Below are 25,588 nucleotides of genomic sequence, written 5' to 3'. Positions count from 1 at the left end.
GGCTCGGAGATGTGTATAAGAGACAGCCGCTGGACGATGTGTTTTGAGAGCGTGTGGAAGTAGTGAGTACGGCGAGCTGACTTCTTCTGGTTTAGCCGCGTGGCCTGCTCGGAGTTCGAATCGTCACACCGAGCGATTCGCTTGCTGAAGTAGTAGTCGTCCTGTTTCAAGCAATTCAGCGGGTATAGCTCGCTGTGACCGTCTTCATAAGCGAGCGCAGCGAAGTTGTTGATACCGAGATCAACACCCACGGTTTTCTCACCCGGGGCTTCATCTACGTCGATTTCGACCTTACAGACAAATTGTAGTTCCCACTCGTCGCCCGTCCAGACAATCTTGACTTGTTGAACGTTCTCCACGGTGGAAAGGTCAACGTCGGGGCGGGTCTGGTACTTACACAGGACGAAGTCCGACCAGTACTCCTTGAGGTTCGAGCCTTTTGAGAGTCGGACTCGGTCGTACTGAGTGTCGAGTTTGAAGCCTTTCTGCTTGAATGTGACCGTTGAACGCGGGTGTTCGTCGCCGTGTTTGCGGTAGCCGGGCGGGTTCGCTTTCGTATCTCCGTTTTGTTGGTTGCTGTACCAGCCCTTGAACGCCTCAGCGAGTTCTTGAAGGACTCGCTGACTTGACTGAGAATGTAAGTCATCGTAGCGTTCGTGGGTTTTGAGGTACGCGGTGAGTTCGGTGTGGTTGGGGATGTGACCGATTTCATCCCAGAGCCGACTGCATGTCCACCGTCCGACGTTCCAAATTTTCGAAGCTGCGAACCCGAGCGAATCAAGGTCGTCCGACACCCGTGACTGGTTCCGAATGGAAGCAGTGTGGGTGCGAGTAACGACCTGTTTCGCCATACGTAACCTATATAGACAAAATTACTTGAAGGTGTGCATTAGCGCAGCGTGGAATATCCACGCATGCCATCAAACGGTGGACTGTGAAGGGTAGTGTCGGATTCATCCCCGCGCTAAAGCGCGAGGCTTTCTCCTCGATTCTCCGTAACCAAAGACACTTATTTTCCGCCTGAGTCGTCGATGACGATGTCCCCGATACTGCTACAGGGAGGAGCGGGCGCGCTGTTCCTCCTGTTCAGCCTCCTCGTGCTGCTCGTACAGCTCGGCATCGTCGTCTGGATCTACTCCGACGCCCAGCAGCGCAGCGACCAGCCCGCGTTCCTGTGGGCGATCGTCGCGTTCCTCGCGCCGCTTCTGGGGCTCGTGTTGTACCTGATCCTCGGTCGGAACCGGTACTGAGGGTCGGCGCCGGCGACGGAGGACGACTAACCCTTTAAACTCCTCTCAGCACCGTCGTCGCCCCGACCGTCTCCGCGACCACCCACGCGACGAACAGGAGGTACGCGACCAACAGGACGGACGACTCCCGATCGGTGAGCGACAGGTCCGTCCGGAGCGTCGCGAACAACAACACGGTCGCCACGGTAAGCACGCCCAGCATCGGGACGGCGGTCGAGAAGTTCACGTCGACGCTTCCGACGATCAACACCCCGACGGGGATGGCGACGAGCAGGTCGAAGGTGTTCGACCCCAGCACGTTCCCGAGGCTCGTCCCGCCGCGCCCCTCGCGCGCGGTCCGGACGCTCACGAGGGCGTCCGGGAGGCTCGTCGCGGCGGCGACGACGGTGACCCCGGCGAGGAACTCCGGGACGCCGAACGCCGACCCGAGCGACTCGACCGACCCGACCAGCCGCTCGACTGCGACGCCGATGAGGAGCAGGCCGGCCGCGAGCTTCCCCCACTCGCGGCGGACGCCCACGCCCTCCCGCACGCGCTCGATCGCCGCGTCGCCGACGTCCTCGTACTGGATGAACAGGTAGAGCCCGTACAGCGCGAGCGGGATCGCCGCGACCGGGCGGGTGAGCTCCCCCGCGATCGGGTCCGACGAGACGGGGTAGTAGATGACCGCGAGCGAGAACGTGACCACAAGCGCCGACACCGCGATCATGTAGAACTGCGCCTCCTTGTACACGATCGCGCGGCTGGCCTCGAGGTCGCCGTCGGCGCCGAACCCGGAGAGGCCGGGGATGACGAGGATGTTGAAGATGGCGGAGCCGACGAGCGCGCCCACGCCCATATCGAAGACGCCGGTGGCCGCGGTGACGACGACGCTGGCGAACTCCGGGAAGCTCGACCCGACGGCGACGACGATCGACCCCTGCACCACCGCCGGGAGCCCGTAGTACTCGGAGAGCGTCTCCGCGGCCTCCTCTAACCAGCCGCTCCCCACCCAGATCGCGCCGGTGGCGACGGCGATCACGGCGACGTGGAGGACCGAGCCGTCCGCGAGGCTCCAGCCGGGCATCGATTATCTGACGTGGTCGCCCGCGAGCTCCCACAGCCGGTCGGCTATCTCGTCGTCGAGCGCGTCGCGGCGGACGCGCCACTCCCAGTTGCCGCCGAGGGTGCCCGGCTCGTTGAACCGCGACTCGCTCTCGAGCCCGAGCAGGTCCTGGACCGTCGTCATCGCCACCACCGCCTCCGAGGCCCACATCTCCTCGATGATCTCCCACTCGGTCGGGCGATCGCCCTCGGCGCCGACGTTGTACCGGAAGCACTCGCGCTGGCGCTCCGGGAGGTCCTCGAAGTACCCGACCCACGTGTCCGTGTCGTGGGTCGACGTGTAGCCGACGACGCCCTCGGGGTAGTGCATCGGCTGGTACTCGTCGCCCTCCGCACACCAGTCGGCGTACTGCGGGACGCGCATCCCGGGGAAGCCGAACTCCGCCATCAGCTCGTCCATCTCCGGCTCCTCGAACCCGAGGTCCTCGGCGATGAAGGGCGCTTTCCCCAGCTCGCGCTCCACGGTCTCGAACAGGTCGCGACCCGGTCCCTCGCGCCACTCGCCGGCCGCGGGGTCGTCGCGGTCGGCCGGGATCGCCCAGTACTTGACGAACCCGAGGAAGTGGTCGAGCCGCGCCACGTCGGCGAGCTCGAACAGCCGCCGGAACCGGGCGATCCACCAGTCGTAGCCGCGCTCCGCGAGCCGGTCCCAGTCGTAGACGGGGTTCCCCCACCGCTGGCCGGTGTCGCCGGCGTTCGGCGGCACCCCCGCGACCGCGGCGGGCCGGTTCCCTCCGTCGAGCCGGAACGCCTCGGGGTTCGCCCACACGTCCGCGGAGTCGAGCGCGACGTAGATGGGCACGTCCCCGACGATCGACACGCCCTCCTCGTCGGCGACCGCCCGGAGGTCGCGCCACTGCCGGTCGAACGTCCACTGGAGGAACTCGCGGAACCGCACCTCGGTCGCGCGGCGCTCGCGGGCGTCGGCGAGCGCGTCCGGCTCCCGCGTCCGGAGCGGGTCCGGCCACTCGGTCCACGTGTCCTCGTCTCTCGCGGCCGAGATCGCGCGGAACAGCGCGTAGTCGTCGAGCCACGGCTCGCGCTCGCGGAAGGCGTCCAGCGCCGCGCGGTCGTCCGCGGTCGCTCGCCCCTCGAACCGCTCGAACGCGGTCCGCAACAGCGGCTCCTTGTACCCGCGGACCGCCTCGTAGTCGACCCGGTCGTCCGGGAAGTCGGGGACCGGTTCGAGGTCGGACTCGTCGAGCCAGCCGTCGTCGACGAGGCCGTCGAGGTCGATCAGGAGGGGGTTGCCGGCGAACGCGGAGGGCGACTGGTACGGGGACTCCCCGGCGGCGTCCATCGTCGGGCCGAGCGGACAGATCTGCCAGTGGCGCACGTCGGCGTCGCCCAAAAAGGAGAGGAACGCCTCCGCGCCGTCGCCCAGGTCGCCGATGCCGTGTCTCCCCGGGAGCGAGGTGACGTGACAGAACACGCCGCCGGAGCGGTCGAGTCGCATGCGTTCCCCTGCGCCCCCCACCGACTCAAGCGTTGCGTCCGTTCAGTCTCGCTGACGGTTTCAGTTCTCGATCTCGCGCACGACCGCGACGTCGTCGACGCGGATCCGCTCGGTCCCGTCGCCGTCGACGACCACGCAGGGCTCGCCGGTCACGAGGTTCCGGTCGCCGTGGTCGACGCCGACCGAGACGCTCGCCGGCTCGGGCGCGAAGTTGAGGACGACGACCAGCGACTCCTCGTCGTCGCTCCGGCGGAACGCCACCACGTCGTCGGGGTGAACCTCCCCGCTGGCGACGATCGGCCGCTCGGAGAGGTCGCCGCTGGCGACGTGGTACCCCACCCGGTCGAGGTCGCCGTCGGGCCCGAGCGCGGAGTGCTCGGCGCGGACCGCGAGCAGCCGCTCGTAGCGGTCGCGGACCCCGTCGCGGGCGTGCTCCCACGCGATCGCGTCGCGCCGGCCGCGCTGACCGATCTCCTGGCCGGCGTAGATCATCGGAACGCCCGGCAGGGTGACGATCGCCGCGCCCGCCGCGGCAGCGGCGGCGTCGCCGCACTCGACGCGGTAGCGCGTCTCGTCGTGGTTCTCGATGTACTGGAGGAACTCGGCGTGGTCCGGGAAGCCGATCTCCGCGCGCTGGTCGATCGCGTCGAGCAGCGACGCGGCGGGGTCGACCCCGCGCCCGATCTGCCGGAGCTGGAAGTACAGCGTCGCGTCGAAGTGCACGTCGAACATCCCCTCGTGGAAGCCGGGGATGTACGGGATCGTCTCGTCCATCAGCAGGAACTCCCGGTCGATGTCCTTCACGCGGTCGCGGAGCTCGCGCCAGAAGGAGTCGGGGACCGCCCACGCCATGTCGCAACGGAACCCGTCGACGAGGGGGGCCCACTCGTCGATCACGTCGAGGAGGAACCGCCGGACGTCGAGGTTCGCGTGGTTTAAGTTCGCGATCAGCTCCCAGTCGAAGTACGTCCCCGGCTCGCCGGACTCCTGCCACTCGTAGCGGTCGCGGTACGGGGAGTCCGGGTTCCCGTAGGCGTCCTCGAACCACTCGTGGTCGCGCGCGGTGTGGTTGGCGACGAAGTCGAACAGCACGCGCAGCCCGTGGTCGTGGGCCGTCTCGACCAGCGCCTCGTAGTCGTCGCGGTCGCCGAGGTCCTCGGCCACGTCGAAGAAGTCGGTAATGTTGTAGCCGTGCGGCTTCCCGTCGTGTTTGAGGACTGGCGTGAGCCACAGCGTGTCGACGCCGAGATCCGCGATCGCCGGGATCCGCTCTGCGATCGCGTCGAACGTCTTTCCGCGCTCGTCGTCGCCGCCGTCGCTCCCCCCGCCATCCCCGTCGGCGAAGGTCCGGACGTACACCTCGTAGACGGACGCGTCGCGGGTCCACGCCGGCGGGTCGTTGAGCCGCACAGTCTCGAAGTCGGAGCCGTTCGGCCCGCCGATCGGCCCGCTCTCGCCGTCCCCTCGCCCTCGCTCGACGCCGTCCCCGCTCCGCTCGACCGCGACCGCGTCGGCGACGCTGACGCGCGGCTCCCGTCCGGGCTCCGCGGCGACGGCGACCCCGTGGACGCGCAGGCGGTCCGCGACCGCGGCCGCGGGAACCCGGATCTCCCGCCCGTCGCCGCTCGTTTCTAAGGCGTCGCGCGGGTTGGTCCGTCCCTCCGCGACCGCGCTCGCGACGTCGCGGTCGTCGACGACGAACGCGACTCGCAGGTCGTCCGCGCCGAGCGAGGAGTGCGGGTTCGGGGTCGGCGTCGCGCGGACGACGATCTCGGGGGCGCCCGCGTCGCCGTCGCCACCGGCCTCGCTCGACACCACGCTCGCGTCTAACCGCACGCGCGGGCGCCCGGTGCCTGCGTCGGCGCGGCCTTCGGCGTAGTCGACGGGGGCGTCACCGGCGGTGCGGTCGCGGATCGCCGTCCCGCTCCCGCCCTTCACGTCGACGCCCTCGTAGCTCGACGGGAACGCGCGGACCGTCAGCAGGTGGTCGCCGTCCGGCGCGTCGAGGCCGATCCGGTAGCGTCCGGGTACGTCGGGGGTGAACTCGGTCACCGAGTCGCTTCCGACCGTCGCTTCGCTGTCCGGGGGCGCGTCGACGACGCGCCACGCGTAGGACGCGCTCGGGTCCGGATCTCGCGGCGCGAGCTCCGTGGTCTCGCCGGTCGCGAGGAATCGCGGGGGTCCGGGATGGTGCATGTAACCCCCATCGGCGCCCGGGGCCTTCGGTGTTGCTCCTGTGCGGATCGTCGCCGACCCGGGCGAGGGACGGCGCAACCCTCGGCGCCGGGGCGCGCAGACGGCCTCGGTCGTCAAGGCTTTCACCTCGGCAATCGCAGGGAACCCATGCGACTGCGAACCGCTCTCACTGAACACGAACGTCGGCGCGGCGAGCGCTACCCGGCGGAGCGACCCACCACCGCCGGCGCGTTCACGGGCGACGACGGTCGGCTGGTCCACGTCGGGCCGAACGGGACCGTCCACGACTGTTCGTACTCCCTCTCCGGGGTCGGCGGCGCCGACCGCCTCCGGATGGGGATCACGGCCGGGCGGGGCGTCCGCTGGTTCGACGACCTCACGACGACCCGCCAGCACTACGACGGCGACACGCCCCTCGTCGAGACCGAGTACGACGCCGGGCGCTACACGATCCACCAGTTCGATCTGGTCGTCAGCGACACCCACCTCACCCACGTCGAGCTGCGCGGCGCGCCGCCGGCGGACGCGGAGCTCGTCGCGGCCTGCGCGTTCTCGCCGGACATGGTCGAGGGGCGCGTCGGCAACCTCGTCCACGAGGCGGCCGGCCCCGAGGACGGCAGCGTCGTCGAGGTGTACCACCGGACCGAACACGACTTCCTCACCGCCTCGACAGGCCTCACGGCCGCGCACGGCCAGCGGCTCCGTACCGTCTCCGAGCTGCTCGGCGAGAGCGGCGAGGGGTTCCCGCACCGCGGCGAGATCGACCAGCGCGAGGACTCCCGGCTCACCCCCGACGTGGTCGTCCGCGCCCCCTTCGAGCGCGACGGCCGGACCGAGCGCGTCACGCTCGCGAGCCGCGCAGTCCTCGACAGGCGGGAGACCCGCGAGACGGTCGACGACGCCAAGGACGCGATCTCGGACGGCCCCGACCGCCAGCGCCGCATCGACGAGCTGTCGCGGATCGCGACCGCCTACCCCGACGCCGACGACCTCCGCGAGGCCGCCGAGGGCCGCGGCCCCGCCGTCCCCGACGACACGCCGCGCCGGTCGGTAGTCGCCAGCGACCTCCGCGCGCTCGACCTGCTCACCGCCGAGTCCGGCGCGCGGATCGCCGCCCCGGAGTTCGACCCCTTCTACTCCACGTCCGGCGGCTACGGCTACACGTGGTTCCGCGACGAGGCGGAGGCGTCGCTGGCCCTGCTCGGCGCGAGCGACGAGCTCGGCTTAGACGCCGACGAGGAGCTGCTCGCCACGGCCTCCTTCTTCTGTCGCACGCAGGACGCCGACGGCTCGTGGCCCCACCGGGTGTGGGCCGACTCCGGCAAGGTCGCGCCCGGCTGGGCGAACGCCCGGATCGAGGGCGCGAACGGCACCGCGGGCCCGAACGACCAGCTCGACCAGCCCGCGTCGGTCGTCGCCTTCCTCGCCCGGCTCCGCCGGACCGAGGACCTCCCCCCGGAGTGGCGCGAGCGCGTTGACGACACCCTCGCGGACGCCCTCGCGTTCCTCCGCGAGACGACCGAGGACGACGGGCTCCCCCGGCGGTGTCAGAACTGCTGGGAGAACGCGCTCGGCCGGTTCACCCACACGGGCGCGACGTACCTCCGCGCGTTCGCCGCCGTGGCGCGCGCGCCGCTCCCCGACGACGTGCGGGCCGACGCGGCCGACGCGGCCGACGCCGCACTCGCCGGCCTGCAAGACCGGTGGAACCCGGACACGGAGCGGTTCCCGCAGCGCGCGAGCGCGGAGAGCCGCGACGACCGCCCGGACGCCAGCACGTTCGCGCTCGCGGGCGCGGCGACCGAGTACGCGTCGCTGCGCGACGAGCGTGGCGAGGCGACCGACGGGGGTGCCGCCACCGCCACCGCCGCCGAAATCGACTTCGACGCCTTCCTCGACCGCGTGACGACGCACGTGCTGACGACGATCGGCGATCTCCGGCGCGAGACGGCCGACGTGGAGGGGCTCGTCCGGTTCACCGGCGACGACTGGCGCACCGCGGAGCAGGGCGCCGCGAAGGTGTGGTCGATCGCGACGCTTTGGGGGTCGACGGCCGCCGCCGAGCTGGGCGGGCTCGTCCGCGAGCGAGACGGGGACGCCCGCGACCTGTTCGGCGCCGCGCGCGACCTCTACGCGCTCTGTGAGCCCGACGGACCGTTCGTCAACGACGCCGGGCTCATCGCCGAGCAGGCGTTCGACGACGGCGACCTCGACGGCGCGACCCCGATCGCGTGGTCGCACGCCCTCCGGATCGACGCGACGGTGACGCTCGCGCGACACGGGGCGCTCCCGGTCCCGCACGACGAGCCGCGCGGACCGGACGAGGCGCCTCACTGGACGACCGGCCGGAAGTTCGGCGTCGGCACGCCCGCCGACCACGAGGCCGCCGACCCCGTGCCGGTCTGGTTCACGCTGACCGAGGGCGCGCTCACCGAGGCGCGGTTCCCCCGGATCGACGTCATGAACGTCCGGACCTTCGACTTCCTCGTCGCCGACCCGGAGACGGGGTACACGGTCCGAACCTTCGACGAGACCAGCCACGTGACGGCGACGGAGACGGTCGAGCGGAGCACGGAGCCGACCGTCGACGACGCCCTCGCGTACACGCAGACGATCCGCGAGACCGGCGACGGCCACGGCCACCGCTGGACGCTCACCGTCGAGTACGCGGTCGACACCGACGGCGACGCGGTCCTCGCCGACGTGTCGTTCGAGGGGAGCCGCGAGTACGACGTGTACGCCCTCGTCGACACCACGATCACGAACGTGGGGACGAACGACCGCGGCGACCGGGTCGGCGGCTCCGACGGCTACCACCTGCTCGCGCGCAACGACGACGCGGCCGAGCGCGACACGGGGAAGCTCGTCGACGACGAGGGCGACTCCTTCGAGGTCGCGCTCGCGCTCGACAGCGCGGGCGGCTTCGACTGGGCGAGCGTGCTCGCGGCGGGGAGCGACGCGTCCGACGCGCTGTTCGCCGACGGCGACCGCGGCGAGGGGACCGAGTCGGCCACCGGCAACGTCGTGCTCGCCGGGCTCGTCGGGAGCGGGACCGAGGTCTCGGACGCGGTCGCGCTCGGGTTCGCCGAGAACGCCGACACCGCGGCCGCGCTCGGCGAGGCACGCGGCGCGGTCTCCCGCGGCTTCGCGACCGTCTCCGAGTCGTACGTCGAGACGTGGCGCGAGTGGCTCGCGGACCGGCAGTTCCCCGACTCCGTGACCGGCGACGCCGACTTGGAGACCCAGTACCGGTTCGCGCTGATGACGCTGGCGGCGGTCGAGGACAAGCGGCACGACGGCGCGGGGATCGCCAGCCCGTCGGTGCCGTGGGGCGAGACGGAGTACGCCGCCGAGGACCGCGGCTACGGCTACAACTTCGTCTGGTCGCGCGACCTCTATCAGGTGTTCACGGCGTTGATCGAGGTCGGCGAGGTCACGCGCGGCGCCGACGCGCTCGCGTACCTCTACAACACCCAGCAGGACGACGACGGGTTCCTCCCGCAGAACACCTACATCGACGGGCGCACGCGGTGGGGCGGCGAGCAGATGGACAACATCGCGTTCCCGTCGGTGATGGCGTGGCAGCTGTACGAACACGGGATCGCGCCCGGCGACGCCGACTACACCTACGATCAGGTCCGCCGCTCGCTCGGCTACATCGCCGCCAACGGTCCGGAGACGGCCCAGGAGCGCTGGGAGGAGGAGGCCGGCTTCTCGCCGTCGAGCATCGCCGCCGAGATCGCGGGGCTCGTCTGCGGGGCCGCGCTCGCGGTCGCCGAGGCCGACCGGATCGAGGCGGGCGGCGTCACCGCCGGCTCCGGGTCGGCGACCGACCCCGAATCGCTCCGCGCCGACGCCCTCGCGTGGCTCGCGCTCGCCGACGACTGGGCGGTCCGCGTCGAGGAGTGGTGCGCGACCGCGACGGGCACCGAGCGACACGGCGAGACCCCCTACTACGTGCGGGTCACCGCCGACGGCGACCCGGAGATCGGTCGCCCCCGGACGATCGCCAACGACGGCCCCACCTACGACGAGCGGGAGATCGTCGACGGCGGCTTCCTCGAACTGGTCCGGCTCGGCGTGAAGCCCGCGGACGACGCCGTCGTCCGGAACTCCGTCTCCGTGGTCGACGACTCGATCCGCGTCGACACCCCGTACGGCCCCGCCTGGTACCGGTACGTCGGCGACGCGTACGGCGAGATCGCGCGCGGCGACCCCGGCGGCCCCTGGGCCGGGAACGGCGACGGTCGCGGGCGCCTGTGGCCGATCTTCACCGGCGAGCGCGGCGAGTACGAGCTGCGCGCCCGCGCCGACGGCCCCGACGCCTTCGGCGGCACCGACGAGGACGCCCTCGAACCCGACGCCCTCCTCGAGACGATGGCCGGGTTCGGCAACTCGGGCCGGATGTTGCCCGAGCAGGTGTGGGACCGCGAGCACCCGACCGACTACGGCTGGGAGTTCGGCGAGGGCACCGGGGGGGCCACCCCCCTCGCGTGGTCGATGGCCGGCTTCATCCGGCTCGCGCACGGCGTCGACGCGGGCGAACCGGTCGAGACGCCGACCGTCGTCCGCGACCGCTACGTCGAGCGCGACCGGGCGGCGCCGCCGGAGCTGACGGCGACCGTGGAGTACGTCGACGACGCCCTCGTCGTCGCCGGCGAGACCGACGCGGACACCGTCGCGGTGTACACGCCGGACGGCTCTGAGCTCGCGACGCCGGCGGACGGCAAGTACGAGTTCCGCCTCGACCCGGCGCTCGACGCGAAGACGCTCGTCGTCGCCGCCGCGAACACCGGCGGAGTCGGGAGCAGCGACGATGACGCGGACGACGAGACTGTCGACGCCGAGACGGTCCTCGACGAGTTCTCCGGCGCCGGAACCGCGGTCGAGCGACTCCGGCTGTAGCCGAGTGCGGTTTTCAACCGGTTCCGGTGAGCGATCCCGTTTCAGACGGATTCTCGGCCGGACCGGTTGGCCGCTGGAGTATTCTCGATCGATAGCGGGAGTGGGTATAGTAAAACGGTGGAGCGGTTGTTTATAAGCGATCGAGTGGTGTTGCTGGCGGCTGTTTATAACTTATCGACGCTACTGTGGTGAAGGTCTTCAAAGCCCCAGTCGCTCTCGGCTCCCACAGCTCGCTGCGGTCCTCGGTCGCTCCGCTCCCTGCGGTCCTTGCGTCGCTGGGGTTCGCCGAGAGCGACTGCCCCTTTGAGTCCCACCCAACCACACACCACCGCGCCTCACGCCTCCCCAACCTCGCGGTTCGCGCTCTGCGAGCGCTCACCGCATCCCTCGCGCGTGCTCCTCGGCCGCGAAGCGGCCTCGGAGGCACGCGCCACCGCACTTATAAACGATCGTCGCTGTCGCTTACGATAATTTAAATACTCCTCACCCACCACCGATCTGCAATACCCACTCCCGGCGTCAATCGTTCATCCAAGGGCGGTCACGTCGACTTCGACGGCCCGCTCGTCACCGACGTCGAGTTCGACGCCGTCGACCACCGATTCGCGGACCGCCTCGCGCCACGACTCGACGGCGTCGGTGTGTCGCTTCCGGCGGGTTTCCACGTCCGCGTCCGGGTTCTCCGCCATCGTCTCGTCCACCTCCGGATAGGGGGGAACGTCCGAGACGAGGTCGCGCGGGTCGACGTGGATCGGGGCAGGGCCATCGCCGCCGGACCCCTCCTCGTCGCCTCCGTCGACCGCGTGGATCCGAGCGCGCATCCGTCCCGAGAAGGGCGGCGTCACGCGGAGCACGACCTCGCGGTCGCTCCGCAGGGTCGCCTCCAGCGCGGTCGCCACGTCGTCGCGGTGGACCGCGATCGACCGGATTCGGTCGGGGCCGCCGGTCCCGGACGGGTCCCCCTCAGTCATCGCCCCTCGACCACTCCGCGTCCGAGAGGGTGCGCTGGACCGCCTCCTCGCCGACCGCGCCGGCGAGGTGTTCGAACCCGGCGCGGACGCCGCGGTCCGTCGCGTTCGCCACCAGCCGCGAGACGATGAACTCCGGCGTCGACTTCCCGACCGTGCCGAACCGCGGCTGGTAGTCGACGCGGAGGTCCAGGTCGTTCGTGAGCCCCTCGGCGAAGATGCCGTCGATCCGGGCGGGCTCCGGGAGCGGGCTCAGATCGTCCGCGAGGTGGGTGACGTAGACGCCGAGCGCGCCCCGGTCCACGGTGAGCGTCACGAGCCCGTTCAAGAGGTCCGCGGCCCGCCCCGGCTCCGTGATCGCCTCGAACTCGTCGACGAGCATGAGGGTCCGGCCGTCGGCGACAAGCGGCGGCACGACCGACTTCAGCGTCGACTCTAACACGCCGGCGTTGAAGGAGGCGTGCCGGCGGTGGAAGACGATCCGGTCGAACGCGCCGACCTCCGCCTCCTCGGCCGGGACCGGGAGCCCCATCGAGGCCAAAAGGGCGACCGCACACAGCGTCTCCAACAGGGTGGTCTTCCCGCCGGAGTTCGCCCCCGTCAGGACGCTCACGCGGTCGCCGGTCGGCGGGGCTTCGGCGTTCGAAACGCCGGGATCGCCCGCCAGCGAGTGCGTGCCGATCGCGTACGACACCGGCTGCACGTCGCCGTCGATGAAGAGGTTGCGGGCGTTCCGCACCGCCACGCCGTCGTCGACGAGGGTGGGTCGCGTCAGATCGTACGCGACCGCGAACCGCGCGAGCGACAGGAGGAACGCGGCGTCGGAGACGGCCGAGACCGCGCCGGCGACGGTGGTTGCGCCTCCTTCGTGCCCGCCCCCCTCGCCTCCTTCGTGCCCGCCCCCCTCGCCTCCCTCATCTCCGCCCCGCATCCCGCCGATCCGCTCGCGGATGTCGGCGGCGACGGTCTCCTCGCGCTCCGCGACCGCCCCCTCCAGTTCCGCGACCAGATCGCGGAGGGTGGCGGAGACGAAGTCGGCGGCGTCGAGCGCCTCGTCCGGCGCGACCGACCGCACCGTCGCCGGGTCGACGACGGTCTCGCTCGCGACGTGGTCGATCGTCGCCGCCTCCAGCGCCTCGAAGTCCCGCAGGGAGCCGTCCCGGACCGCGTCGAGCACGTCGAACGCCGAGTTCGAGAGCTCGCGTGCCGCGTCGAGCTGGTCGCGCCGACGGTCGAGCTCGTCGTCCGCGCCGCGCGCGACCTCGATCTCGCCGTCGCCGCCGGGTCCCGTCGGGTCGATCGCGCCCCGCACGTCGGCGAGCGCGTCGGCGGCGTCGCGCAGGCGCTCCCCGTCGAGCGTCCCAATCTCCTCGAAGGGAGTCTCCGTGAGACCGGCCTCGCGCAGCGCGACGGCGGTCTCGACGGCCGCCAGATCCGAGCCCTCGGCGGCGTCGTACTGGTCGAACGCCTCGGTCACCCGCTCTCGCTCGCCGTCGTCGAGCGCCGCCCACGCGTCGCGGGCGGCGACCACCTCGTCGAGCCGGGACTCGACCGCGTCCCGGTCGGTGAGCGGTGTCAGGACTCGGATCCGGTCGGCGGCGTGGGCGGTCAGCGCGTGGCTCGCCGCCAGCGTGAGGAGGTCGTCGTACACGGAGCGCGTGTCGCCGGTCGCGAGGACGTCCATGCCGGCCTCGCCGTTCGCCCGGCGGAGGATCCGGGTGGCTCGCCCGCGGTGAAGCCCGGCGTCGACCAGCGCCCGTACGTCGGCCGACTCGATCGCTTCGATCGCCCGCTCGGTGCCGAGCGACTCCGTGAGACGCTCGCTCGTCTTCGGGCCGATCCCCCAGTAGTCCTCCAGTCGCATACGTCGTGGTGTCCCCCCGGCGTCTTGGCGTTTTCGTCGGGGACCTCATCCCGAGGAGGCTGTCACCTCACCGCGACTGCCGGTAGATCAGGTTCCGCTGGATGTCGTTGGCGCCCTCGTAGATCACCGGGATGCGCACGTCGCGGTAGACGCGGGCGATCCGGCGGTCGGTGAGGATCGAGCGTCCGCCGTGGAGCTTCATCCCCTTCTCGGCGCAGTCGGTCGCGACCTCGGTCGATTTGGTCTTCGCGAGGGCGGCCCAGTACCCCGCGTCGTCGTTGTCCGCGACCTTCTCGCAGGCGCGCCAGTTGAGCGCGCGCGCCGACTCGAAGCCGATCCGCATGTCCGAGAGGGTGTGCTGGACGGCCTGGAACTCGTTGACGGTGCGGCCGAAGGCGTTGCGCCCGTGAACGAACTCCTCGGCCTCCTCGATGGCCGCGGCCGCGAGCCCGAGCCCGTGGCCGCCGACGATCACGCGACCGTGGTTGAAGAAGTCGGCGAGCACGTAGAAGCCGCCGCCCTCGCTGCCGACGACGTTCTCCTCGGGGACGAAGCAGTCCTCGAAGACGATGTGGCCCTGCTTGGAGGCGCGCATCCCCATCTTCTCCGGGATGTGCTCCGCCTCGTACCCGTCCGAGTCGGTCTCGACGATGAACAGGGTGTAGTTCGAGTAGCGGTCCTCGCCGTCGCCGGTCTTGGCGTAGACGGTGAGCCAGTCGGCCTCGACCGCGTTGCCGACCCAGTACTTCTCACCGGTGAGCTCGTAGCCGCCCTCCACCTTCTCGGCGCTCGTCGTCATCCCCGCGAGGTCCGATCCGGTCTCGGGCTCCGAGACGGCCAGCCCCGAGATCTGGTCGTTCTCCGCGACGGGGCGGAGGTACTCCTCCTTCTGTTCGTCGGTGCCGTACTGCTCGACCATCTCGCAGCCGAAGCTCGCGAGCTGGAGCGTGAGCGCGATGCCGGCGTCGGCGCGGTAGAACTCCTCCGCGATCGCGAGCACCTGCGCGAGGTCGAACCCCTTCCCGCCGTACTCCTCGCCGATGTCCTGCGCGACGAGCCCGGCGTCCATCCCGGCCTCCAGTATCTCCCACGGGTACTCGCCCGACTCGTAGTACGACTCGGCGTTGGGGGCGATGTGCTCGTCGGCGAACTCGCGGGCCTCCGCCTTCACGTCCCTCGCGCGCTCCGGGACGATGCTGTCGTCGAGTAGATCCATGGGTCACGTGTGGACCCCGTGGTCAAAACGTTCGTGGAACAACGGAGAACACCGGGACAGTTTATGCGCCGTCGCGGTCGTTCGACGCTTCGTCGGCGTCCTCGTCGTTAGTCGTCTCTTCGTCGCCGTCGTCGTTGGCCGGCGTTTCGTCTCCCCCCTCTCCCGTAGTCGCCGCTTCGTCACGTTCGCTACCCTCCTCTCCGCCGGCGTCATGCTCATCATTGCCGTCGTCGGTACGGTCGCTATCGGCGGGATCCGAGTCTCCGCCTTCGGCGTGGTCGTTCGCCGCGTCTCCCGCTGTCGGCGACTCGTCCGGATCCGCCGCTTCTGCCGGATCGACCGGTTCGGCCTGCTCGATCAGTTCCGCCGCTTCGGCCGCTTCGGTCTCCGCGTCCGCTCCGGCCGGTTCGGTCGGCTCGGCCGGCTCGAACCCGGCCGTCTCCAGATCGGCGTCGCCCCGCGGGTCGTGCCCGCGCTCGCGGAGGATACGGCGCACCGCCTCCCGGTCGACGGTCCCCGACACGGTTCGGGGGAGATCGTCGACGTACGCGACGGTCTTCGGAATCTTGAACCCCGAGAGCCGCTCCCGCGCGAACGAGACGAGCCGCTCCTCGTCCACGAGCGGCGGCGCGTCGCTCGCGATCGGTTCGGCCGCGCCCGCGGACTCGCCGCCCGTCTCCCCGTCGCCGGCGTCTCGCAGCAGGTCGTCGACCGCGAGCAGCGCCGAGACGCGCTCGCCCCACACGTCGTCGTCGAGCCCCACCACGGCGGCGTCCTCGACCGGCGGGAACTCCCTGAGCACGTCGACCACCTCGCCGGGCTCGACGTTCTCGCCGCCGGTGACGATCCGGTCGTCGAGGCGGTTGAGCACGTAGAGGAACCCCCCGCCGTCGACGCGACCCACGTCGCCGGTGTGGAGGCCGTGTGGACCGAACGCGGATCGGTCGAGAGTACCGGTATTCGGCTCGTTTCCGTCGCTTTCGCCCGCTCGGTCGTTCCCGTCTCCCGCGTCGATGTACCCGGGGGTCACCGTCGGCCCGTCGACGGCGATCTCGCCGGACTCCCCGCGCTCGACCGGCGTCCCCTCCTCGTCGACGATCGTCACGTCGGTCCCGAACAGGGGGCGGCCGACGGTGCCGAGCCGGTCCCTCGTCTGTCGGGGCGTCGCGGTCGCGATCTGGGAGGCGGACTCGGTCATCCCGTAGGTCGGGTACACCGGGATCGAGTAGTCGCGACAGCGCTCGATCAGCTCGTCCGGGGCGGGCGCCCCGCCGAGAAGCACCACTCGGAGCGTGTCCGAGAGGGTCCCGCGCCGGTCGAGCATCCGCTTGAGCATCGTCGGGACCAACGAGATCCCGGTCACGTCGTAGGTGTCGATGTCGTCCGCGGTGCCGCCCGGGTCGAACCCTTCGCGGAGCACGAGCGTCGTCCCGTACAGCGCGGAGCGGTACACCGGGGCGAGCCCGCCCATGTGGTGAAGCGACAGCGACACGAGCCACCGGTCCCCGCGGTCGACGCCGAGTCGGAACGCGGAGGCGACCGCCGAGCTGTACACGTTGCCCGCGGTGAGCGGGACGGGCTTGGGGTCGCCGGTCGTTCCGGAGGTGAACAGGACACAGAGGTAGTCCGACTCCGTCCACTCCGCCGGATCGACCGGCTCCGGATCGACGGCGTGTACCGCCGCGACGTCCTCGGCGACTGGATCGTCGACGGAGAACACCGGTACCTCGCTATCCGTATCACAGCCGTCGACGGCACCGAGCGCGGCCTCTTCCGTCGGCTCCGCACAGACCACCGCGTCGAGATCGGTCCGCTCGACGCGCTCGGAGAGCTCGCGTTCGGTGAGTTCCTGTCCCAGCGGGACGAAGGTCGCCCCGATCCGCATCGCCGCGTGGACGAGCCCCACCGTCCCGACGTACGGCGGCGTGAGCACGCCCAGCCTGTCGTCCGCCTCGATCCCGTGGGCGACGAGCCGCCCGGCGGTCTCGGAGACGAGCCGGTCGAGGTCGGTGTAGGTCCACGCCTCGCCGTCTTCGGCCCGGATCAGGGCGGTATGGTCCGGCGAGGAGACGACGCGGTGTGACAGCCAGTCGCGCATCGTCGTCACCGTCGGCTACTCATCGGCGGGCTGGCGCACCGTCAGCACCGGTACGTCCGACGTGCGGACGACCCGCTCCGTGACGCTGCCGAGCAGGTACCGATCGAGCCCCTTCCGACCGTGGGTTCCCATCACGATCACGTCGATGGCGTTCTCGGCGACGTAGTCGCGGATCGACTGGTAGGCGGTGCCCGTGACGACCGTCGTCTCGCAGTCGACGCCCGCGTCCGCGGCGGCGTCGGCGACGCGGCGCGTGGCCTCTTTCCCCTCGGATTCGAGCGCCTCGACGACGATGTCGGCGCCGGCTTCGAGCGTCGAGTACGCCGCTCCGTCGACGACGTAGAGGGCGTGCAGGCGAGCGTCGTACTGTCGGGCGAGGTCGATCGCGTGCTCGATCGCGGCGTCCGAGGCCGGACTGCCGTCGGTCGGCACGAGGATCTGAGAGTACATCTCGTCACGGGATACGCCCGGTATCGATTAAAAACCCGATCACCGCGGACTTTCGTCGCAGCCGACCTTACGGGGAATCGAGGAGAAAGCCTCGCACTTCAGCGCGGAGAGGATGTCAACGGAAGCCCATCGCTTCGATCTGCTCTTGATACCGGTTGCGGATGGTGACTTCGGTGACCTGCGCGACGTCGGCGACCTCGCGCTGGGTCTTCTTCTCGTTACACAGCAGGGAGGCGGCGTAGATCGCGGCGGCGGCGAATCCGGTCGGCGACTTCCCCGAGAGGAGCCCCTGCTCCGCGGAGACGTCGATTATCTCCGTCGCCTTCGACTGCACCTCCTCGCTGAGCTCCAGCGAGGACGCGAACCGGGGGACGAACTGCTTCGGGTCGACCGGCTTCAGTTCTAAGCCGAGCTCTTGGGAGATGTAGCGATACGTGCGTCCGATCTCCTTTTGCGGGACGCGCGACACGTCGGCGACCTCGTCGAGCGAGCGCGGGATCCCCTCCTGACGACAGGCGGCGTAGAGGGCGGCGGTGGAGACGCCCTCGATCGAGCGCCCGCGGATGAGGTCCTCGTTGAGCGCGCGTCGGTAGATGACCGAGGCGACCTCGCGTACCGATCGGGGGACGCCGAGGGCGCTCGCCATGCGGTCGATCTCCGAGAGCGCGAACTGGAGGTTGCGCTCGCCGGCGTCCTTGGTCCGAATCCGCTCCTGCCACTTGCGCAGGCGGTGCATCTGCGACCGCTTCTCGGAGGAGAGCGATCGCCCGTAGGCGTCCTTGTCCTTCCAGTCGATCGTCGTCGTCAGCCCCTTGTCGTGCATCGTCTCGGTGATGGGGGCGCCGACGCGCGACTTCGACTGCCGCTCCGAGTGGTTGAACGCGCGCCACTCCGGGCCGCGGTCGATGTTCCGTTCGTCCAGCACCAGGCCACAGTCCTCACAGACGAGCTCTTGATCGGCGTCGGTGACGATCTCAGTGGAATCGCACTCCGGGCAGGAGAGCGTTTCCTCGTCCGACTCGTGCTCCGTTTCCCGCTCCTGTTGGCGCTGGCGGCTCGGACGTTCCATTATAAGGTTTCTGGTTACTCCCGCATTTAAACCTTTGTCTGAACTCGACCGTTGCTCTCGTCGCGCCGATCTACAGGACTCCGTTCAAAACGGCTCTCCAACCCGTATACGGCGTGTCCTGTATCTGTCATTCTTCCCAGTATACCGCGGGATTTGACCGACACGAACTCGAATTGAACACGAAACGTGACCGTCTAGGTATTACTATTAAGCATTCAACAAAGCTTTTGTATTACTAATGCATATAGCAGAGTATGAGCACGACGCAGTCCGACGGGATCGAAGCCACGCTCCGCGGCTGTCGACCGGCGGAGATCGACCCCATCGTCATCGACGCCGCCGACCTCGAAAGTACCGCCCCCGAACACCTCCGCGATCTCAAGGCCGAATTCTCCGCCCGCGGCTACCAGCCCGCGACGCTCTCCGTCGCGGCCTGCTTCGACTGTGACGACGCGCTCTCGACCCAGCGCGAGGCCGACCGGCTCCGCGAGTACGTCCGCGCCGCGTCGTTCCTCGGTGCCGGTCGGATCGAGGTCCGGCTGGACGAGGTCGCGGACCGAGGGGCGGCCGAGCCGGCGCTGTCGGCGCTCGCAGAACGAGCCCGCCGGGAGGGCGTCGAACTCGTCCGCGTCGACGACGGCTCGCTCGCCCCCTGAGCGGATGGCGTCGAAGCGATCGCTCGCGACCAAGCTCGGCGTCGTCGCCGGCTTCGAGGCGCCCACCGCCGCGCTCGAACAGTACCCGACGCCCCCCGATCTGGCGGCGCACGTCGTCCACCTCGCCGACCTCCACGGCGACGTCGACGGCCGGACCGTCCTCGATCTGGGCACCGGAACGGGGATGCTCGCGCTCGCGGCGGCCCTCCGCGGTCCCGCGCGCGTGTTCGGGATCGAACTCGACCGCGGCGCGCTCTCGACCGCGACCGAAAACGAGCGCCGGGTCGCCGCCAGCGCCCCCGTCCACTGGATCCAGGCCGACGCGACGCGGCTCCCGCTCGACGTGCCGGACCCCGTGACCGTCGTGATGAATCCGCCGTTCGGCGCGCAGGACGGGAACCGGAACGCCGACCGCGGGTTCCTCGCGACCGCGAGCCGCGCGGCCGCCGTCTCCTACTCGGTCCACAACGCCGGCAGCCGCGAGTTCGTCGAGGCGTTCGCGGCCGACAACGGCGGCGACGTCACCCACGCGTTCGCCGCCGACTTCGCGATCGAGGCGCAGTTCGACCACCACGCCGACGCCGCCCGCGAGATCGACACCGAAGTGTACCGGATCGAGTGGGAGTGACGGCTCGGCCTCGCGTCGCGGGCGCGGTTCTCGCTCGGCTGATTGCTTTTAAATACTGAGCTGGTGATCCACTTCGACCCGATTTCGGTCAGTACAGACACTGTGACGATCGATTACGGGAGTTGGTATATCGATATGGTGGAGTGGTTGTTTATACGTGATCGAGTGGTGTCGCTGTCGGCTGTTTATAAGTCGTCGACGGCGCTGCGGTGAACACTTCCAAAGCCCCAGCCGCTGCGGGCGCCGCACGCTCGCTGCGCGCCTCACTCGGTCGCTGCCGCTCCCTCGTTGCGGTGCTTACATCGCCTGCGGCGCCCGCAGCGGCTGCCCCTTTGAGTCCCACCCGCCCCGCACAGCACCGCAGCCTCACGCCTCCCCAGCCTCGTCGGCCGGCGCTTATAAGCGCCGGCCGACTCCCTCGCACCGTCGGTTCGCGGCCGCCGATGGCGGCCGCTCACCGGGGCGCGCCGCCGCACGCCATTTATAAGCGATCGTCGCCCATCACTTACGATCGTTTAAATACCGAACTATCCCCACCGATCTGCAATACTCACTCCCGCTATCGCTCAAGAAGCACCTTCAGCGACCAATCGTTTCGGAAAGAGTCCGTCTGAAGAAGTAGATCCAAACAGCACCGGGTCACCTCACTGCCGCCCCTCGTACGTCTCCCGCTCAGCGATCCGCACCCGCGTCTCCCCGCGCTCCGCGAACACCGCGTCGCCCTCCCGGATGAACGCGACCCCACGCAGTGTCACCGACTCGTTCGCCGCCGGGAGCGGTGCGGTCTCGGTCTCTTCGCCCCCGTCTACCCGCAGCTCGAACCCGCCGTCGACGGCGGCCACGGTAACGTTCCGACCGTCGATCCGGGGCTCCGCCCGCACCGACTCGCTCGCGTACAGCGTCGTGCGCGTCTCGTCGCGCACCGCGTCGACCCGGTAGGTCGGGCCGCCGTTGGCCGCCACCCACCCGGTGCGCTGGACCCAGACGGTCTCGCGCCAGCCGGTTCCGCCCACGTCGACCGCGCGGTACCCCCAGAACGCGAGGTTCCCCTTCGAGACCGCCGTGGTCCAGATCTCCCGGTCGGCGTTCGCCACGATCACCCCGGAGGTGTTGACGCTCGTCGTCCGGCCGAACGCCTCCAGTTCGACGACGCTCACCACCCGATTCTCGACGTTCTCGGCGTACGTCACCTGATACCCTTCGACCTCGACCGGGTCGCCGGGGAGCTCGTCGTCGTCGACGGCGACGAGGTTCGGACCGATCCCCGGGCCGGCCACGACCGCCAGCGCCGCGACGAGTAACAGGAGGCCGACCGCGGCGGGCGTCACGGACCGGATCCCCTCCCGTATCGTCTCCGGTTCGGGAACCGCGAGGTCCGGTCGGATCGGCTCGTCGCGCCCGGCGACCGCGAGCGCGACGATCGCCGCGAGGACCGCGAGCAGCCCGAGTCCGATCGCGCGGTACATCTCGAACCGCTCGTCCCCGAGGTACCAGTAGACGGCCCAGAGCCGGCGAGACGCGCCGAACAGCAGGATCGCGCCGAACGCGACGAGCGCGCTCGTCCCGGACTGCGGATCGATCCACGCGGGAAGCGCGTCAGACGCGGAGGACGCGTTCCCCGCGTTCTCCGAGCTCCGCCGCCGCCGGACGAGCCACACCGCGGCGAGGATCCCCCCGATCAGCCCGATAGCGTGCCCCTGTATCGCGATGTTCGCCCAGCTCGGCGGACCGTACGACCCGCTGGCCTCCGAGACCACCACCGGATCCCGGATCGCCCGGTAGGCGACGTTAACCAGCGTCGCCCCGGCGAGCCCGGCGAGCGTCCCGATCGGGTAGAAGACGAGCGCGAACCCCCAGAGCGCGAACACCACGCCCGAGAAGCCGATCACCGGGCCGAGCGCGAACAGCGACGAGAGGACGCCGAACGCCAGCATCGCCCCCGGAACGACGACGAACGCCCGGGCGTAGGGGTTCGCGGAGAGCGCTCCGCGAGAGAGCGATTCGCGGGAGACCGATTTACGGGAGAACGACCCGACGGAGAACCTCCCGATCGAGAGCGACTCTCGAAGCGAGGCGGGATCGGAGAGCGACTCTCGAAGCGAGGCGAGGGAGAGGGCGGCGGCCGACGACTCGATCGACGACCGCGAGCCGACCGACGGGAGCACCGACCGCACGGTTCCGCGGTTCGCATCGGTCCCGTCGTCGACGTCGCGGCCGCCGGGGAAGTGCCCGTAGGCGTACTCGGCCAGCGCGCCGGCGACGAGCGTCGACAGGAGATTGCCGGTGATGTGCCCGCGTCCGGAGTGCGCGAGCCCGGACCAGAGCATCCCCTCCGGGTAGAAGTACGACCACGACCGGAAGGGGATCACGACGGGCCGGTTCGGGTTCTCCAGCCCGCTCTGCACGAACAGGTACACCGCGACGACCGCGGCGATCGCGACGAGCGTCCCCCATGGGACGCCGAAGAGGAACCGGGAGCGAAGCGCTCGGGTCCACGCGCCCCGCGGCCTGTCGGCCCGATACACGAGAGCGAGCGCGAGGGCGACGAGAGCGCCGCCGGCGACGAGGTGAGCGGTGTCGGACGAGAGCGCCTCCGCGACCATGTTGGTGGGGAGGCGGCCGGGCGCTTAAGGGTTCGCGGGGCACCTCGGTTTCGGTCGCGCCCACCCCGACCGATTCGGCTCCGGGCTACCGTCGGCTCAGATCTTGCTTTCGGCGTCGTCGGCGAGCTCCTCCATCCGCTTGCCGACGCGACCGGCGGGGGAGAACTCGTCTTCGCTCATCGCGTTCGCGAGGGCGTTGCCGAGCACGAACACGGCGTGTTTGTGTTCGCTCTTCGATTTGTGGACGTGGGAGGGATCGACGTCGAGCTCGTCGTACGGGTCGAAAAGCGAGGCGTCCACGGTCTCGTGGTTGCGGAAGTGCTCCATGATCGTCACCATCTGCTCGTGGAGTTCGAGGAGCTCGTCTTTGTGCATGCCCCTTGCTACGGGCCGTGTACCCTTTAAGCGTTGTTGAGGGGTATACGCACGGTTCTGCAGCGTTTCGATCCGCACGACCGAACCGCTCGGAACGAATTGGGGGACGGGGACAATACGGGGACGGCGCGAGGACGACGCGGACGAAAACACCGTGGCGGGTTCGATCTCGGACGGGCGATCGGAATCAGAGGAACGATCGGAACCGACCGGAACGGAGCGGTTCGTTCCCTCAGAAGACGTACTCGTCCTCGTGGCCCATCATGCCCTCGTCTTCGAACCCGCCGGAGTCCTCCTCGTCTCGCGGACCGCTCGTCTTGAACGCCTTTATGCCCGTCGAAAGGAGCTCTTCGACCGCCTCTTCGCGGTTGAGGAACTCCCCCTGCTCGACCATCTGAGCGATCTGCATCTCCAGATGCTCCGGCACGGTAATCTCTACTTGTGGCATTTCCTGTCCGGGAGTAATGGGAATGGGTATATAAATGTGGCGTCGATGCTACGGCTATTAGAAACCGATTTCGGGCGTTATTGGAACCCTAATTTTGATTTTTAGAACTCTACTTTCAAATATCGAAATTCGTGGAGAACTTCTAACAGTTCTGTGAGGCGCTCTCCGGACCGCGTCCGTCACTCGTCGCCCCGAGAGCGACATCCATAGGTGACGCCGAGACGTAGAGGGGACCATGACCGAAGCCGCCGAGACCGACTCGATCGAGGACCTCACGGACCTCTACCGCGAGTACGGCGACGATCGGCTCCCCCCGGGACAGCGCGAGACCGACCGCTTCCCGGTGCTTTCGAAGAGCGGAACGCCATCGTGGGACCCGGAGACGTTCGAGTTCGAGGTGTGGGGGGCCGTCGAGGAGCCGCTCTCGTACTCGCTTTCCGCCTTCCGCGAGCTCCCCGCGGTGACCCAGCGACAGGACTTCCACTGCGTGACCGGCTGGAGCAAGTTCGACTGCGCGTTCACCGGGGTCGAGTTCGAGGAGATCGTCGAGCGCGCGGGCGTCCGAGACGACGCCGACCACGTCCTCTTCCACGCGCTGGACGGCTACACGACGAACCTCTCGCTGGAGGAGTGCGCCCGCGAGGGCGTGCTGTTCGCGTACGGGTTCGACGGCGACGACCTCCCCGCCGACCACGGCGGCCCGATCCGCGTCGTCACGCCGCACAAGTACGCGTACAAGGGAGCGAAGTGGGTCTCGGGCGTCGAGTTCCTCACTGAGAAGGAGCTCGGCTACTGGGAGAAGCGCGGCTACAGCGACACCGCGAACCCGTGGAACGAAGAGCGGTACAGCTGAACCCCACCCGCACTCGCCCCCGCGGCCGCGAACGTTCCGGATAGTCAGGATAAAGGTTCCCCGGACCCGATCGATCGGCAATGGAACGGGTGCGTTCGTCCCCGACGGCGACTCTCGTCAGCCGGACGACCGGGATCGACAGGCCCGCGTTCGCGGCCGCCTTCGACGCGCTCCCGGCGCCGCGGACGACGTGGAACGCCCCCGACGACGCGCTCGTGCTCGCCAGCGGCGCAGCCGCGACGCTGACCGCGAGCGGCCCGGCCCGGTTCGCCGAGATCCGGGCCGGTGCGGACGACCTGTTCGACTCCGGCGACGTCCACGCCGGGACCGAGGCCGCCCGTCCGCGCCTGTTCGGCGGATTCGCCTTCCACGAAGGAGGCTGTGACGGCGACCCCTGGGGGCCGTTCCCCGAGGCGCGATTCGTGCTCCCGCGCGTGCAGGTCACGTTCGCGGACAACGGCGCGTGGCTCACGGTGAACGCGGTGGGCGACGACGCCGCCCCCGACGCGGTCGAGGAGCGTCTCGCCGAGGAACGCGATCGGCTCGTGGGACTCGGGGGGCCGTCGGGCATCTCGGCCGAAGACCGCCCGCCGCGGCCCGGAATCGCGGCGACCCGCCGGACGACGAGCCGCGAGGCGTGGCGCGAGAGCGTCGAGGCCGCGGTCGACCGGATCCGCGGCGGCGACCTGCGGAAGGTGGTGCTCGCGCAGGCGTTGGAGGCGGACCTCGCCGCGGAATTCCCCCGCGCGGCGACGCTCGACCGGCTCGCGGAGAAGTACCCGGACTGTCACCGGTACTACTTCGAGCCCGACGCCGGTGGGAGCGCCTTCTTCGGCGCGACTCCGGAGCGGCTGGTCGCGCTGCGCGGCCGCACCGTCGAGACCGACGCGCTCGCGGGGACGACCGGTCGCGGAGAGACGCCGACCGAGGACGAGTGGCTCGCGCAGGAGCTGCTGGACGACGCCAAGAACGTCCACGAACACGAGCTCGTCGCCGACACGGTCCGCGAGCAGCTGGAGCCGTTCGCGGCCTCTATCTCCGCGGGCGAGCGCCGCGTCCGGCGGCTCGCCACGGTCCAGCACCTCCACACCCCGATCACGGCCGAGCTGAACGCGGACCGTCACGTCCTCGACCTCGTCGAGGCGCTTCACCCCACCCCCGCGGTCGGCGGGCTCCCGCCGGACCGCGCGCTGGAGACGATCCACGACACGGAGCCGTTCGACCGCGGCTGGTACGCCGCGCCGGTCGGCTGGATCGACGCCGCCGGCAACGGCGCGTTCGCGGTCGCGATCCGGTCCGCGGTGGCGACCCCTCGCCGCGCGACCCTTTTCGCCGGCGTCGGGCTCGTCGCCGACTCCGACCCCGACCGCGAGTGGGACGAGGTCCAGCTCAAGTACCGGCCGATCCTCGACGAGCTCGAGGACGGGGACTGACGGGTCGCCTCCGGCC

Annotated in this window: 19 protein-coding genes; 6 read left to right on the top strand and 13 right to left on the bottom strand. The window is 70.0% G+C overall.

What is annotated here, in order from left to right; translation table 11 throughout:
* The coding region (locus tag EDM04_RS07955; RefSeq protein WP_164471107.1) for a transposase at positions 1-851 on the bottom strand (851 nt) is incomplete at its 3' end.
* 186 nt (positions 852-1,037) lie between these two features.
* On the opposite strand from EDM04_RS07955, the gene EDM04_RS07950 reads away from it, so the two are divergent.
* Complete coding sequence (locus EDM04_RS07950; protein ID WP_123620869.1) at positions 1,038-1,250, top strand: PLDc N-terminal domain-containing protein; 213 nt, start codon at positions 1,038-1,040, stop codon at positions 1,248-1,250.
* A gap of 34 nt (positions 1,251-1,284) precedes the next feature.
* Here EDM04_RS07950 and EDM04_RS07945 read toward each other — a convergent pair whose 3' ends face one another.
* From EDM04_RS07945 to malA, 3 genes are read right to left on the bottom strand one after another with little or no spacing between them, the layout of a single operon-like run.
* Complete coding sequence (locus EDM04_RS07945; protein WP_123620868.1) at positions 1,285-2,316, bottom strand: sodium:calcium antiporter; 1,032 nt, start codon at positions 2,314-2,316, stop codon at positions 1,285-1,287.
* A gap of 3 nt (positions 2,317-2,319) precedes the next feature.
* Positions 2,320-3,810 (bottom strand): 4-alpha-glucanotransferase, encoded by a 1,491-nt coding sequence (gene malQ / locus EDM04_RS07940; RefSeq protein WP_123620866.1) that lies wholly within the window; start codon positions 3,808-3,810, stop codon positions 2,320-2,322.
* Positions 3,811-3,870: 60 nt separating this feature from the next.
* Complete coding sequence (malA, locus tag EDM04_RS07935; protein ID WP_123620864.1) at positions 3,871-6,006, bottom strand: alpha-amylase MalA; 2,136 nt, start codon at positions 6,004-6,006, stop codon at positions 3,871-3,873.
* Positions 6,007-6,153: 147 nt separating this feature from the next.
* On the opposite strand from malA, the gene EDM04_RS07930 reads away from it, so the two are divergent.
* Positions 6,154-10,911, top strand: coding sequence for a glycoside hydrolase family 15 protein (locus EDM04_RS07930; RefSeq protein WP_123620862.1), 4,758 nt, complete (start codon positions 6,154-6,156; stop codon positions 10,909-10,911).
* Positions 10,912-11,438: 527 nt separating this feature from the next.
* On the opposite strand, the gene EDM04_RS07925 is transcribed toward EDM04_RS07930, so the two are convergent.
* The 6 genes from EDM04_RS07925 to EDM04_RS07900 form a co-directional block, all read right to left on the bottom strand.
* On the bottom strand, positions 11,439-11,882 hold the full coding sequence (locus tag EDM04_RS07925) for a hypothetical protein (RefSeq protein ID WP_123620860.1): 444 nt from the start codon (positions 11,880-11,882) through the stop codon (positions 11,439-11,441).
* Positions 11,875-13,743, bottom strand: a complete 1,869-nt coding sequence (locus EDM04_RS07920; protein WP_123620857.1) for a DNA mismatch repair protein — start codon at positions 13,741-13,743, stop codon at positions 11,875-11,877. The genes EDM04_RS07925 and EDM04_RS07920 overlap by 8 nt, the downstream gene beginning before the upstream one ends.
* 67 nt (positions 13,744-13,810) lie before the next feature.
* Complete coding sequence (locus EDM04_RS07915; protein WP_123620855.1) at positions 13,811-14,959, bottom strand: acyl-CoA dehydrogenase family protein; 1,149 nt, start codon at positions 14,957-14,959, stop codon at positions 13,811-13,813.
* A gap of 61 nt (positions 14,960-15,020) precedes the next feature.
* Positions 15,021-17,057, bottom strand: coding sequence for an AMP-binding protein (locus EDM04_RS07910; RefSeq protein ID WP_123620903.1), 2,037 nt, complete (start codon positions 17,055-17,057; stop codon positions 15,021-15,023).
* Positions 17,058-17,072: 15 nt separating this feature from the next.
* A complete protein-coding gene (locus EDM04_RS07905) occupies positions 17,073-17,507 on the bottom strand; it encodes a universal stress protein (RefSeq protein WP_123620853.1) in 435 nt (144 codons plus the stop codon).
* A 115-nt stretch (positions 17,508-17,622) separates the two neighbouring features.
* Positions 17,623-18,576: a transcription initiation factor IIB family protein gene (locus EDM04_RS07900; protein WP_123620851.1), complete on the bottom strand. Its 954-nt coding sequence runs from the start codon at positions 18,574-18,576 to the stop codon at positions 17,623-17,625.
* A 254-nt stretch (positions 18,577-18,830) separates the two neighbouring features.
* On the opposite strand from EDM04_RS07900, the gene EDM04_RS07895 reads away from it, so the two are divergent.
* A complete protein-coding gene (locus EDM04_RS07895; RefSeq protein WP_123620849.1) occupies positions 18,831-19,232 on the top strand; it encodes a hypothetical protein in 402 nt (133 codons plus the stop codon).
* Between the two features lie 4 nt (positions 19,233-19,236).
* Positions 19,237-19,860: an METTL5 family protein gene (locus EDM04_RS07890; protein WP_123620847.1), complete on the top strand. Its 624-nt coding sequence runs from the start codon at positions 19,237-19,239 to the stop codon at positions 19,858-19,860.
* A 644-nt stretch (positions 19,861-20,504) separates the two neighbouring features.
* Here EDM04_RS07890 and EDM04_RS07885 read toward each other — a convergent pair.
* The 3 genes from EDM04_RS07885 to EDM04_RS07875 all read right to left on the bottom strand — a co-directional run bounded on the left by EDM04_RS07885 (position 20,505) and on the right by EDM04_RS07875 (position 23,286).
* A complete protein-coding gene (locus tag EDM04_RS07885) occupies positions 20,505-22,463 on the bottom strand; it encodes a rhomboid family protein (RefSeq protein WP_123620845.1) in 1,959 nt (652 codons plus the stop codon).
* A gap of 96 nt (positions 22,464-22,559) precedes the next feature.
* On the bottom strand, positions 22,560-22,838 hold the full coding sequence (locus EDM04_RS07880; RefSeq protein ID WP_123620843.1) for a UPF0058 family protein: 279 nt from the start codon (positions 22,836-22,838) through the stop codon (positions 22,560-22,562).
* Between the two features lie 232 nt (positions 22,839-23,070).
* Entirely contained in the window at positions 23,071-23,286 is a 216-nt protein-coding gene (locus EDM04_RS07875) for a surface glycoprotein precursor (protein ID WP_015910219.1), read from the bottom strand.
* A gap of 235 nt (positions 23,287-23,521) precedes the next feature.
* Here EDM04_RS07875 and EDM04_RS07870 point away from each other — a divergent pair, with 235 nt between their 5' ends.
* The gene (locus EDM04_RS07870) at positions 23,522-24,139 is read left to right on the top strand and encodes a sulfite oxidase-like oxidoreductase (protein WP_123620841.1); all 618 of its coding nucleotides are present in this window, start codon (positions 23,522-23,524) and stop codon (positions 24,137-24,139) included.
* Between the two features lie 80 nt (positions 24,140-24,219).
* A complete protein-coding gene (locus EDM04_RS07865) occupies positions 24,220-25,572 on the top strand; it encodes an isochorismate synthase MenF (RefSeq protein ID WP_123620839.1) in 1,353 nt (450 codons plus the stop codon).
* Positions 25,573-25,588: the final 16 nt, after the last annotated feature.

The organism is Halorubrum sp. CSM-61 (assembly GCF_003781945.1).
GTDB lineage: Archaea > Halobacteriota > Halobacteria > Halobacteriales > Haloferacaceae > Halorubrum.
The sequence above is the reverse complement of the archived record's forward strand: the minus strand, read 5'-3'. Positions and strand labels throughout refer to the sequence as shown.